Source organism: Stenotrophomonas sp. 24(2023) (assembly GCF_030913365.1).
Lineage (GTDB): Bacteria > Pseudomonadota > Gammaproteobacteria > Xanthomonadales > Xanthomonadaceae > Stenotrophomonas.
This window is the reverse complement of record NZ_CP133160.1, coordinates 3,713,877-3,727,082: the sequence shown is the minus strand read 5'-3', so window position 1 is coordinate 3,727,082 and position 13,206 is coordinate 3,713,877. Positions and strand designations below refer to the sequence as shown.

Here is a 13,206-nt window from a genome sequence, read left to right as displayed (position 1 = left end):
TGGGGCACATCGCACAGGTCCTCACACAAAAAAGGGGGAAGCCCGTCCATCCACGGCCGGGCCTCCCCCCCACCACAACACGGTAGACGCTACACCGGCGTCGTTGCAGATGCCTCCACCCCGCGGCCACGGGCCCGCCGGATCAGGCGGGCAGCGCCATTGCGCAGGTCATCCAGCACGGCATAGATGGTCGGCAGGAACAGCAGGCTGACCACGGTGGAAAACGCCAGGCCGCCGGCGATGGCACGCGCCATCGGGAAGTACGGTGGGCCATCACCGAACATCTGTGTATCGGTCAGCGAAATCGGCACCATGGCCAGGATCGCCGTGCCCATGGTCATCATGATCGGGCGCAGGCGCTCGCGTGACCCTTCGACCAGGGCCTGGGTACGCCCCATGCCGCGCCGGCGCAGATTGTTGATGTGCTCGATCATCACGATGCCGTTGTTCACCACGACGCCCATCAGCACCAGGATGCCGATGAAGGACATGATGCCGAACGAGGTCCCGGTGATCCAGAACAGCCAGAACACGCCGAAAATCGAGAACAGCACGCCGCTCATGATCGCCGCCGGGAACAGCAGCGATTCGAACACCGCCGCCATCACCACATAAATCATCACCACCGCGATCAGCAGGTTGAACAGCATCTGCTTCATGGCGTCGTCGTCGTTGCCGAAGTTGCCGCCGTCGAACGTGTAGCCATAGCCGGCGGGGAAGCTCATCGGCTTGAGCACGGCCTCGATCGCCTTGCGGCCATCCGGCGCGGTGACCTTCTCGGCCAGGTTGGCCTTGAGGGTCAGCGTGGTCTGGCGGTTGGTCCGGCCGATCTGCGTGGCCGAGGACATCACATCCACGCTGACCAGGCTCAGCAGCGGTACGGTACGGCCATCGCCGGTACGCACGCTGAAGCTGGCGAGGTCTTCCGGCGTGCTCTGCTCGGCACCGGCGAAGCGCACCCACACCGGCACTTCGCTGTCACCCCGGCGGAACTCGCGCAGCGGCGCGCCACGCAGGGCCAGGCCGACGAAGCTGGCCACCTGTTCGGCATTGAAGCCGAACGCCGCCGCGCGCTCGCGATCCACCCGCACTTTCAGCTCACTGCCCTTCTCGCCGTTGTCGATACGCACATCACGCAGTTCCTTGCGCTGTGCCAGCAGCGGCAGCACTTCCTGGCCGATTTCCTGCAGCATCGTGCTGGAATCGCCGATCAGCTGGACCTGCACGCCCTGGCTGCCGCCGCCATCGCCCTGGTTGCCGCCGATGAAATAGTCGGTGCGCGCCGAGCGCGGCAGGTTCTTGCGGATCTCCTCCTGCAGCGCCTTGATGTCCTTGGCATGCGCCGCATCCAGGGTGACCGTGGTCGAACTGCCTTCCTGCTCGCTGTACCAGGAGTAGATCTGCTGGATGTGCAGGCGCTCCCGGTTCTGCTCCAGCCAGCCCTCCACCCGGGCCACCTCGTCGGACATCTGCCGGTAGGTGTAAGCGCCCTTCCACATGTAGCCGATGAAGATGTCCTTGCCCCCTTCACCGCCGAACATGTCGATCTTGGTCAGTTTCATCGGCACCAGGCTGACCAGCACCACCAGCACGATGCCGAAGATGCTCCAGCCCCGGTGGCGCAGGGTCCAGTCCAGCAGCACCGCATAGTGGCGCTGCACGCGGGCGATCACCCCATTCTGGTCATGCACCAGCTTGGGCGTGGCCATGCGCGCGGACAACATCGGGATCAGGCTGACCGCCACCAGCCAGGAGGCCAGCAGCGAGACCGAGATGGTGATGGCGATCTGCGCCATGAAGATGCTGATGTTGTTGGTTTCACCGAACAGGTTCGGCACGAACACGATGCAGTGGCACAGGGTACCGGCGCTGAGCGCGATGGCGACGTTGCGCGTGCCGATGATCGAGGCCAGCCGCGGCTGGTCAGGCATGCGCTCGCGTTCCTGGTAGATGCTCTCCACCACCACCACCGCGTTGTCCACCAGCATGCCCACAGCCAGAAGCAGCCCCATCATGGTCAGGATGTTCAGCGTCACCCCGGCGAAGTACATGAAGCCCAGGGTGATGACGAAGCAGATCGGAATGGCCAGGGTGACCATCAGCGTGGATGGCCAGTGGCGCAGGAAGAAGAACAGCACCGTCACCGACAGCAGCAGGCCCACCGCGCCGGCCTCGGCCAGTTCCAGCAGCGAGGAGGTGACCACCTTGCCCTGGTTGTTGATGACCTTGATCTGCACGTCACGCATCGAGGGCTGGGCACGGATGGCTTCCACTTCCGCCAGCGCCGCGCGCGACACCTCCACCAGGTTGGCGCTGCGCTCCTTGTAGATGTCCAGGCCGATGGCCGCATTGCCATCCAGGCGACGGCCGTAGTTCATGCGCGCCGGCTTCAGCCGCACATCGGCGATGTCGCCCAGCCGCAGGCCCTTGGCATTGATGACCAGGTCACGCAGTTCCTGCAGGTCGGTGATTTCACCCACCGGCTGCACGCGCACCCGCTGGCCGTGGTTGTCGATCTGCCCGGCGGAAATGGAGAAGTTCAGCGTACGCAGGCGCTCGCTGAGCTCGTTGATGCTCAGCCCATGCGCGTTGAGGCGGTTGGAATCGATGGCGATCTCCACCTCGTTCGGTGGCGCACCGGAGATGTTCACGCGGGCCACGCCGGGAATGCGTTCGATGCGGCGCTTGAACTCCCGGTCGAGCATGTCGTAGGCAGTGGTCAGGTCCGTGTTGCTGGCCAGGCGCACCTTCAGCACCGGATCATCGCTGCTGGACCACTTGAATACGTTGTAGCGCTGCAGGTCGTCGGGCAGCTCGCTGCGGATGGCATCGATACGCTCGCGTGCATCGGAGGCGGCGATGGCGATATCGCGGTCCCAGTCGGTGAACTCGATGAAGATGCTGGCCCCTTCCGAGGTGGCCGACGAGCGCATGCGCTTGATGCCGGTCATCGTCGCCAGGGTTTCCTCGACGGGCCGGATGATGGTGCGCTCCACTTCTTCCGGGGTCGAACCGGTGTAGGGCACCTGCACGAACAGGAACGGTGCGGAGATGTCCGGCAGCGCCTCCAGCGGCAGCCGGAACGAGGCGATCAATCCCACCACCACCAGCGACACGAAACACATGATGGTGGTGACCGGACGGCGGATGGAAAACTCGGCAACGCTCATGCCGGCTCCCCTTCACCTGCCGCCGGCACGGCCGTCGCATCGTCCTGCCGGCCACGCTGGCGGTAGTACGCATCACCGCGGCGGTCCATCAGGTCGTACACCACCGGAATCACCAGCAGGGTCAGCAGGGTGGACACCAGCAGGCCGCCGATCACGGTGATGGCCATGGGCGCGCGCACCTCGGCACCCTCGCCCATCGCGATCGCCAGCGGCAGGAAGCCGAACAGCGTGCACAGCGTGGTCATGATGATCGGCCGCAGGCGCGAACGGGCACCTTCCACCAGCGCTTCGTGCTTGGCCACGCCGGTTTCGCGCAGCTGGTTGACCTTGTCGATCAGGATGATCGCGTTCTTGGTCACCAGGCCCACCAGCAGGATCAGCCCGATGAACACCACCACCGAGATCGGCTTGCCGGTCAGCAGCAGGGCCAGCACGGCACCTACCAGTGCCAGCGGGATGGTGAACAGGATGACGAACGGATGCAGCAGCGATTCGAACTGCGAGGCCATCACCAGGTAGACCAGGAAGATCGCCAGGCCGAAGGCGAACACCAGCGAGCGGGCCGACTGCTCCAGCTCCTCGCCCTGGCCGCCGATGTGCATGCCGACACCGGCGCCCAGCGGCTGTTCCGCCACCATCGCCTGCACCTCACGCATCGCCGCACCCAGGTCGATGTCGCGCAGGTTGGCCGACACCACCGCCACGCGTCCCTGGTCGGCACGGTGGATTTCGCTGGGGCCACTGGTGGCGACCACCTCGGCCACCGCATCCAGCGTGACCGGACGGGTGCTGCCGGGATTGACGATCAGGCGGCGGATGCTTTCCACGCTTGCCCGGTCACCTTCCTGCGCACGCACCAGCACGTCGATCTTGCGGTCGCGGAAGCTGTAGCGGGTAGCCACGTCACCGCGCACCTTCTTCACCACCACATCGGCGATCTGCCGGGTGGTCAGGCCCAGCGCACCGGCACGTTCCTGGTCGAAGCGGATCTGGATTTCCGGGAAGCCTTCTTCCACGGTCGACTTGACGTCGGCGTAGTGCGGGTTGGTGCGCAGCATTGCCGCCAGGCGCTGGCCGGCGGTTTCCAGGCCTGCCATGTCCTGCCCGCGCAGTTCGATTTCCAGCGGGGTGGAGAAGGAGAACAGCGCCGGGCGCGCGAAATCCACCTGCACGCCGGGGTGCTGTGCCATCGAGCCGCGCAGACGATCGGTGATCGCCGCCTCGGCGCGTGCACTACCGCCACCGGCCATGACCACGGTCAGCTTGCCGATGTTTTCCCCGCTTTCGGTGGGGTTGGCATCCAGCCGCGTACCACTGCCGCTGACGCCGTACAGCGAAGCAACATCCTCTCCCTTGCCATGGGCCAGCTGCAGCTCGCGCACCAGTGCATCGGTGTCCTTCAGCGGCGTGCCGGCCGGCAGCTTCACGGTCATCTCGAAGCGGTCCTGGGCCAGCTGCGGAATCAGGTCCGCGCCCAGCATCGGCACCAGGGCCATGGTGCCGACAAAGGCTGCGGCCGCCAGTGCCAGGACCTTGCCCGGGTGGGCCAGTGCGCTGGGCAGCAGGCGCAGGTAGCCGCGTTCGGCACCGGCATAGGGTTTCATCGCCAGGTCGCTGGCCTTGCGCATGACCGGGCCGACCACGGCCACCACCAGGCGCCAGCTGCGCACCACCAGCCATGCCACGGCGAAGCAACCGCCGCGCAGCACGGCACCCAGGCCACGGCGGGTACCCGCCACCGGCTTGAGCCAACGGCTTTCCGGGCGCCACGGCGCAGCGGCGTCCTCTTCCGGGAATGCCAGCGGCGGGCGGCCCTTGAGCGAACTCAGCATCGGGATCAGGGTCATCGACACCAGCAGCGAGATGGCGATGGCGATGGCCACCGTCAGCGCCTGGTCGCGGAACAGCTGGCCGGCGATGCCATCGACGAACACCAGCGGCAGGAACACCGCGATGGTGGTCAGGGTGGATGCCACCACCGCCATGCTCACTTCACGGGTACCGGCAATGGCCGCCTGCAGGATGCCCAGGCCGCGCTCGCGTGCCTTGGCGATGCTCTCCAGCACGACGATGGAGTCGTCCACCACCAGGCCGGTAGCCAGTGCCAGGCCGCCCAGCGACATCACGTTCAGGCTCAGGCCGAGCTGGCCCATGAAGAAGAACGTGGCGATGATCGAGACCGGCAGCGACAGGCTGATCACGAACGTGCTCCAGCCATCGCGCAGGAACAGGAAGATGATCAGGATCGCCAGCAGGCCACCGATCACCGCATCCTTCTTGACGTCGCTGATCGCGTGCTCGATGAAGTGCGACTGGTCCTCGATGGTGGTCAGTTCGGCATCGGCCGGGAAGGTCGACTTGATCTGCTCCAGGCGTTCGCGCAGCGCGGCCGAGGTGGTCACCGTGTTGGCATCACCTTCCTTGTAGATGGCCAGTTCGACCGCTTCCTTGCCGCCCAGGCGGATGATCGCCTCGCGTTCCTTGTAGCCCTGGCGAACCGTGGCCACGTCCTTCAGGCGCACCGGCATGCCATTGGCCACCACGCTGGAGCCACCGCCGGACGAGGCGCTCTGTGCCGCCGAGGCGGCCGCCACCGCCGCCGCCGAGCCGGTGGATGCGGCGATGGTGAACATCTGCTGCAGGGCGGCGTCGGCCGCGCTGCCGTTGGACGACTGCGTGGTGACCAGCAGGTTGCGGATCTCCTCCAGGTCGGCGAACTGGTTCACCGTGCGCACCAGGAAGCGCTGCGAGCCTTCTTCCAGGCGCCCGCCGGAGATGTTGATGTTCTCTTCCTTCAGGCGCTTGATGACGGTGTCGATCGGCAGGTTCAGCTGGGCCAGCTTCTGCTGGTCGATGTCCACCTGGATTTCGTCCTCCAGGCCACCGCCCACCTTCACTGCGGCCACGCCGGCCACCGGCTCCAGCTTCTTCTTCAGGTCTTCATCGGCATAGCGGCGCAGGCTGGTCAGTTCGCGCACCGCATCCGCATCGCTGGCCGGGGCCACCTTGGCCGACAGCGCCAGGCGCATGATCGGCTCGGTGGAGGGATTGAAGCGCAGCAGGACCGGCTTCTTGGCCTCCAGCGGCAGGTTCAGCGCCTCCATCTTGTCGCGCACTTCCAGGCTGGCCTGGTCCATGTTGGTGCCCCAGGCGAACTCGAGCACCACATCACTCTGGCCCGTGCGCGAGACCGATTTGAGCTTGCGCAGGTTCTTCACCACGCCGACGGCTTCTTCCACCGGCTCGGTGATCAGCGTTTCGATTTCCATCGGCGCCGCACCGTTGTATTCGGTGCGCACGGTCAACGTGGGGTAGCTCAGGTCCGGCAGCAGGTTGACCTTCAGGTTGCCCAGCGCGATGAAGCCGAACAGCAGCAGCGTCACGGTGCACATGGCGATGGTGACGCGGCGGCGGGTGGCGAATTCCACCAGGCCACCGCCCATGCTGCCGGGGGCGCGGCCGCTGTGCGGGTCCGCGCCGTGGTCGTTGCCCGCAGCGGTCATTGCGTGCTCCCGGCCTTGGCTGCCGGGGCCGCCGCCTGGGCCACCGTCTTGGCCTTGGGATCGGCGATCACCTGCACGGCGGTGCCGTCGCGCAGGGCCACCTTGCCGGCGGTGACCACCTGGTCACCGGGCTGCAGGCCTTCGCGGATCTCCACCCACGGCCCTTCGGCGTACCCCAGCTTCACCGGCACCCGCGCGACCTTGCCTTCGCGGACCCGGAAAACAGCCGGTTCGCCATCGTCAAGCAGCGCCAGGCGCGGGACCACGAGCGCGTCGGTACGCTGGTCATAGTCGATGCGGATACGGCCGAACATGCCCGGCTGCAGCCCGATGGCCGCATCGCCGAAACTGCTGACGACACGAAACGTGCCGCTGCCCGAATCGACCACCGGTGCGGTGCGGTCCACCTTGCCGGTGAAGCTCTTGCCGGGCAGCGCATCGGCCACCAGCGTCACCGGCTGGCCGGCCCGCAGGGTCGCCAGTTCACGTTCGGGCACGTTGAGGGTGGCTTCCAGGCGCGAGTTGTCGACGATGCGGAAGATCGGAGTGTTGATCTGCACGAAGTTGCCGGTCTTGATCGAACGCGAGGCGATCACGCCGGAAATCGGTGCCACCACCGTGGTGTAGGACAGCTCCAGGGTGGCCAGCCGGTACTGGGCGCGGGCATGTTCCAGGTCGAAACGCAGCTGGTCCACATCCGAGGCACTGACCATCTGCTGCCCGACCAGCTTCTGCGCACGCTGGTAGTTGTTTTCCAGCTTGCGCATCTGCGCTTCGCTCTGCGCCACCGCCAGGCGGGCGCGGTCCGGGTCCAGCCGGACCAGCGGCTGGCCCGCCGTGACCTGCTGGCCTTCTTCCACCAGCACGGCCAGGGCGACGCCGGAGGTCTTGGCGACCACCTGCGATTCGGCCCGTGGTTCCAGCGTGGCCGTGCCCGTGTAGGACGCCGCCACCGCGCGGCGGCTGGCCTGGGCAACCTCGACGGGCACCGCCTCGACTTTGGCTTCCTCGGCGGCCTTGCCGTCCTTGGTTTCAGCGGCCTTGGCTTCACCGGTGGCGCTGGCGCCGCAGCCGGACAGCAGCAACGTGGTGGTGATCAGCAGGGCGGCAGCGCAGAGTCCGCTGCGGCGGCCGGCAGGAGTGATTTGGTGCGACATCGTCGGGTCCCTGGAGGATGGCGTGGGCAGGTGTGGTAGCAAAGTAATGCACCACTTCACGGCAACACCATATCCCAAAGGTCATGGTGCCCTGCCGCCCGTCGGCCGCCCCCCATTTCAGCTAGATGAAACCTGAGGCTATACTCGGGTCGTTCCGTACCCCACGCCGGAACGACCAGACCCGAATCCCCGGAAACGACATCATGCGCCCGCAGCCGCTCGCCGCTTGTCTCGCTCTGGCCGTCCTCCTGCCCCTTGGGGCCGCCGCACAGCCCGCTCCTGCAACACCCGCCCCCGCCGCTCCCGTGGCGGCTCCGGCCCCCGCTGCCGCCACGCCGGCCGGCAACTTCGACAATGGCCGTGTCCTGGCCTACACCTGCCAGGGGTGCCACGGCATCACCGGTTACAAGAACGCCTACCCCAGCTACCGCGTGCCCAAGATCGGCGGGCAGAGCCAGCAGTACCTGGTGCAGGCCCTGAGCGAATACCGCCAGGGCAAGCGCAAGCACCCGACCATGCAGGCGCAGTCGATGAGCTTCAGCGAACAGGAGATCGCCGATCTCGCTGTTTACCTGTCCACCGTCAAGTAAGGCCCGTCCATGTCGAAAGCCGCGCATTGCCTGCGTCACGCCATCGCCCTGTCCGCTGCCCTGCTGCTGGCCGCCTGTTCGCAGTCGCAGGTGGAAAACAGCGATAAATCCGCCGCCGATCCCGGCCACGCCAGCGGCGAGCACGGTTCCTCTTCCTCGGCCGGCCTGCCCGCCGGGCGCATCGCCGCCGGCGAGGCCCGTGCCAAGGTCAAGGGCAAGGCCACCCACCAGAGCTGCATCGACTGCCATGGGGCGGACGGCAATGCGCCGATCGACCCGACCTACCCGAAGCTGGGTGGGCAGTACGGTGATTATCTGGCCCATGCCCTGCAGGCCTACCGGGCCGGTGATCGCCAGCATGCGCTGATGACGCCGCAGGCGGCGGATCTGAGCGACCAGGACATCGCCGACCTGGCAGCGTACTTCGGCAGCCGGCCCAGCCAGCTGCGGGACCTGCACGGGTTGAAGTAGCGCCGTTGTCGGTGCGGACCGTGGGTGGGTGCGGACCGCTGGTCCGCACCGATGGATCCATCCACGCATGGCATGGATCTACAGCAACCGGCGCAGACAGCGCCGATCAACGGCCGACGGTCAGCCTTCCAGTTCTTCCCAGCGCGCGTAGGCGGCATCCAGCTCGGCCTGCACCTTGGCCAGCTGCTGGGTATGCGCGGTGACTTCGGCGCTGCTGCGGGTATAGAACGACGGGTCGTTCATCGCTGCGGTCAGGCCCTCGACGTCACCTTCCAGCTTCTCGATGGTCTTCGGCAGCTGCTCCAGCTCGCGCGCTTCCTTGTAGGCCAGCTTGCGCTTGGGCGCGGCAGGCGCGGTCGCGGCAGCAGCCGGTGCGGCCACCGCCGGCTTGGCAGCAGCCACCACGGCCGGTGCCGGCGCCACACTGGCCGCATAGCGCTGCCAGTCGCTGTAGCCACCCACGTACTCACCGATGACGCCATCGCCTTCCATCACCAGCGTGGAGGTCACCACGTTGTCGATGAAGTCACGGTCATGGCTGACCAGCAGCAGGGTGCCGGTGTAGTCGCCCAGCAGCTCTTCCAGCAGCTCCAGGGTTTCCACGTCCAGGTCATTGGTCGGTTCGTCCATCACCAGCAGGTTGGACGGCTGCGCGAACAGCTTGGCCAGCAGCAGGCGATTGCGCTCGCCACCGGACAGGCGGGTGATCGGTGCGCGCGCCCGCTCGGGGGTGAACATGAAATCCTGCAAGTAGGCGTGCACATGCTTGCGCTTGCCGTTGAATTCCAGGAAGTCACGGCCTTCGGCGACGTTCTCGATCGCGCTCCAGTCTTCGCGCAGTACCGCGCGGTACTGGTCGAAATAGGCGATCTGCAGGTTGGTGCCGGCGTTGACTTCACCCTGGGCCGGCTGCAGTTCGCCCAGCAGCAGCTTCAGCAGCGTGGTCTTGCCGCTGCCATTGGGACCGATCAGGCCGATGCGGTCGCCGCGCAGGATGGTGGTGGTGAAATCGCGCACCATGCTGCGCTGGCCGAAGGCGAACGAAACATCCTTGACGTCGATGACCTTCTTGCCGGAGCTGACACCCTGGGCGGCCTCCATCTTGACGTTGCCACTGAGTTCGCGACGCTGCGACCGTTCGGTGCGCATCGCCTTCAGGCGGCGCACACGGCCCTCATCGCGGGTACGGCGGGCCTTGATGCCCTGGCGGATCCAGACTTCTTCCTGCGCCAGCAGCTTGTCGAAGCGGGCGTTCTCCTGCGCCTGGGCGTTGAGCCGCTCTTCGCGGCGGCGCTCGTAGTTGGCCCAGTCGCCCGGCCAGCTGGTCACCTGGCCACGATCGATCTCGACGATGCGGGTGGCCAGCGCGCGCAGGAAGCGGCGGTCGTGGGTGACGAACACCACGCTGCCGCTCCAGCCCTTGAGGAAGGCTTCCAGCCAGTCGATGGCCTCGATGTCCAGGTGGTTGGTCGGTTCATCCAGCAGCAGCACGTCCGGGCTGGACACCAGCGCGCGGGCCAGCAGCACGCGGCGCTTCATGCCACCGGACAGGCGCCCGAACTCGGCCTCGCCATCCAGATCAAGCTTGGTCAGGGTTTCGCTGACACGCTGGTCCAGGCCCCAGCCGTTGGCGGCGTCGATCTTGGCCTGCACGTTGCCCAGCGCTTCGCCATCGAATTCCTCGGCATGGCTGAGGTGGTGGAATTCGGCCAGCCACTGGCCCAGTTCACCCAGGCCATCGGCCACCACGTCGAACACGCTGCCGGCCGCGCCGTGCGGCACTTCCTGCTCCAGGCGGGTCACGCGTACGCCCTGCTGCACGCGGACTTCGCCGTCATCGGGCTTGTGGTCGCCGGACAGCAGCTTGAGCAGGGTGGATTTGCCGGCGCCGTTGCGGCCGATCAGGGCGATGCGCTCACCCGGTTCGATCGCCAGTTCGGCTTTTTCCAGCAACAACGGGCCGCCGACGCTGAAGTCGACGTTCTGCAGAGTGATCAGAGGCATCCGGCCATTGTACGGGCTGCGGGCGCCGGCCGGAATGTCACCTGCGGCGCCAAGGCAATGACCGATCGCGCGTCGGCATTTCAGGCATTCCCCGCACTCCCTGCATGTCCGGGAACCTGCGCATCCCCCAGCAGCGCCTGCAGGCCCGGCAGCCATTGCTTGCCGGGATGCCTGACCAGCCACAGCGTGCGCTGCAGCGGGGGCAGCGGGGTCTCAAGTAGCCGCAGCCGCCCCAGGGCCAGGGGCTCTTCCAGCGCATGACGCGACAGGCAGGCCACGCCCAGCCCGGCGATGGCCGCCTGCTTGATGGCCTCGGTATTGCCCAGTTGCAGGGTCTGGCCGAACCCATGCAGGTGCGGCAGCAGCGCCTGCTCGACCGCCTCGCGGGTGCCCGATCCCGGCTCGCGCAGCAGCCAGCGCGTGCCGCGCAGGTCATCCAGCGACCAGCGCGGCGGCTGATCGGCAGCGGCCACCACCACCAACGGGTCCTGCTGCCAGGGCGTGACCTGCAGCCCACGCTCGTGGCAGGGCCCTTCGATCAGGCCCGCGTCGACCTCCAGCCGCTGCACCGCGGCGACCACCCCGGCACTGTTGTCGATGCGCAGGTCGACCTCGGCCTGGGGGGCCCGGCGCAGCAGCGCGGCGATGCGTGCTGGCAACAGGTAGTTGCCGATGGTGGTACTGGCGGCCAGCACCAGCCGCAGGGGGCCGCCACTGGCCGGATCGCTGCCGGCGGCAAGCTGGCGCTCAAGGTCGGCGGCGTTGACCAGCAGGGCCCGTGCCGGCGCGAGCAACGCCCGGCCATGGCCGTTGAGGACCAGGCGGCGGCCGACGCGGTCGAACAGGGGCGTGCCGAAGTGTGCCTCCAGCTCCTGCAGGGCCGCACTGCTGGCCGACTGGGACAGGGCAATCGCCTGGCCGGCAGCGGTGGTGCTGCCGTGGTCGGCGACGGCGATGAACACCTGGAGTTGGCGCAGGGTCAGGCGCATTCACTTACCTATTGAACAGGTAGATTAAAGAAATATTATCCGTTTTACAGGTCATATGCCGGCAGGCACGCTGTGATGGTCCCCACCACCTGTGGTTGCCATGAACGCCCCCGCCCTCTCCTCCTGGTCCCTGCCGGCCCTGCGCCAGCGCTGGCAGCCGCGCCTGCCCGGCCTGCTGCTGGTGGCGGCCCTGTCGGCCGTCGCCCTGTGGCTGGCCGGTTTGCCCTGGCTGCAGAGCCATGGCCTGAGCGCCCTGACCGTGGCCATCGTCGCCGGCATCGTCATCGGCAACACGGTCTATGCGCCGCTGGCCCCGGCCAGTGCCGCCGGCGTCGGCTTCGCCAAGCACTGGCTGCTGCGTGCCGGCATCGTGCTGTACGGGCTGCGCCTGACCTTCCAGGACATCGGCCATGTCGGCACGGCCGGCATCCTGATGGACGTGCTGGTGGTGGCCAGCACCTTCGGCCTGGCCTGCTGGCTGGGCACCCGTGTGTTCAAGCTCGATCGTGATGCGGCCATGCTGATCGGCGCGGGCAGCGCGATCTGCGGTGCGGCGGCGGTGATGGCCGCCGAGCCGGTGGTACGCGGCCGCGCCGCGCAGGTGACCGTGGCGGTGTCCACCGTGGTGGTGTTCGGCACGCTGTCGATGTTCCTGTACCCAGTGCTGTACGAGCTGGTGCAGGCGCACGGCTGGCTGGCGATGGACGCACGGCAGTACGGGCTGTTCACCGGCGCGACGGTGCATGAAGTGGCCCAGGTGGTCGCCGCCGGGCGCGCGGTCAGCGAAGCCGCCGCCGATACCGCTGTCATCACCAAGATGGTGCGGGTGATGCTGCTGGCCCCGTTCCTGGTGGTGCTCTCGCTGTGGCTGGCGCGTGGCAGCAAGGGCACGCATGACGGCACCGGCAAGGCACGCATCGTGGTGCCGTGGTTCGCCTTCGGTTTCGTCGCGGTGGCCGGCATCAATTCACTGCACCTGCTGCCGGCCGGGTTGCAGGCCGCGCTGATCCAGGCCGATACCGTGCTGCTGGCGATGGCCATGGCGGCGCTGGGCCTGACCACGCATGTGTCCGCGCTGCGCCAGGCCGGGCTGAAGCCGCTGCTGCTGGCGCTGGTGCTGTTCGGCTGGCTGCTGTTCGGCGGGCTGGCGATCCACCAGGGCGTGCTGGCGCTGCTCGGCTGAGAACACCGGCAACAGCATCCACGCATGGCGTGGATCTACCTGCAGCCCGGTGTCGATCCACGCCACGCGTGGATCGCCCAGGCCCAGGATCGACCCATGCCACGCGCGGACGGCCCGGCCCCACGATCGATCCATGATC

The 13,206-nt window shown here is 67.3% G+C and carries 8 protein-coding genes; 3 read left to right on the top strand and 5 right to left on the bottom strand.

The genetic code is table 11. From position 1 onward, the window contains the following. Positions 1-89: 89 nt before the first annotated feature. The 3 genes from Q9R17_RS17060 to Q9R17_RS17050 are packed head-to-tail and all read right to left on the bottom strand — an operon-like array spanning position 90 to position 7,830. On the bottom strand, positions 90-3,170 hold the full coding sequence (locus Q9R17_RS17060) for an efflux RND transporter permease subunit (RefSeq protein WP_308155770.1): 3,081 nt from the start codon (positions 3,168-3,170) through the stop codon (positions 90-92). After that, positions 3,167-6,673, bottom strand: a complete 3,507-nt coding sequence (locus Q9R17_RS17055; protein ID WP_308155769.1) for an efflux RND transporter permease subunit — start codon at positions 6,671-6,673, stop codon at positions 3,167-3,169. Before Q9R17_RS17055 ends, Q9R17_RS17060 begins: the two co-directional genes overlap by 4 nt. Beyond that, a complete protein-coding gene (locus tag Q9R17_RS17050; protein ID WP_308155768.1) occupies positions 6,670-7,830 on the bottom strand; it encodes an efflux RND transporter periplasmic adaptor subunit in 1,161 nt (386 codons plus the stop codon). The genes Q9R17_RS17055 and Q9R17_RS17050 overlap by 4 nt, the downstream gene beginning before the upstream one ends. A gap of 203 nt (positions 7,831-8,033) precedes the next feature. Between Q9R17_RS17050 and Q9R17_RS17045 the strand changes: the two genes are divergently transcribed. Together Q9R17_RS17045 and Q9R17_RS17040 are read left to right on the top strand one after the other, a co-directional pair. Further along, positions 8,034-8,420, top strand: coding sequence for a c-type cytochrome (locus Q9R17_RS17045; protein ID WP_308155767.1), 387 nt, complete (start codon positions 8,034-8,036; stop codon positions 8,418-8,420). Between the two features lie 9 nt (positions 8,421-8,429). Beyond that, entirely contained in the window at positions 8,430-8,891 is a 462-nt protein-coding gene (locus Q9R17_RS17040; RefSeq protein WP_308155766.1) for a cytochrome c, read from the top strand. Between the two features lie 120 nt (positions 8,892-9,011). Here the strand turns inward: Q9R17_RS17040 and Q9R17_RS17035 are convergent, their stop codons facing one another. Together Q9R17_RS17035 and Q9R17_RS17030 are read right to left on the bottom strand one after the other, a co-directional pair. After that, positions 9,012-10,895, bottom strand: a complete 1,884-nt coding sequence (locus Q9R17_RS17035) for an ATP-binding cassette domain-containing protein (protein WP_308155765.1) — start codon at positions 10,893-10,895, stop codon at positions 9,012-9,014. Positions 10,896-10,975: 80 nt separating this feature from the next. Then, positions 10,976-11,884, bottom strand: coding sequence for a LysR family transcriptional regulator (locus Q9R17_RS17030; RefSeq protein ID WP_308155764.1), 909 nt, complete (start codon positions 11,882-11,884; stop codon positions 10,976-10,978). 100 nt (positions 11,885-11,984) lie between these two features. Between Q9R17_RS17030 and Q9R17_RS17025 the strand changes: the two genes are divergently transcribed. Next, positions 11,985-13,067, top strand: coding sequence for a YeiH family protein (locus Q9R17_RS17025; protein WP_308155763.1), 1,083 nt, complete (start codon positions 11,985-11,987; stop codon positions 13,065-13,067). The last annotated feature ends 139 nt before the right edge of the window (positions 13,068-13,206 follow it).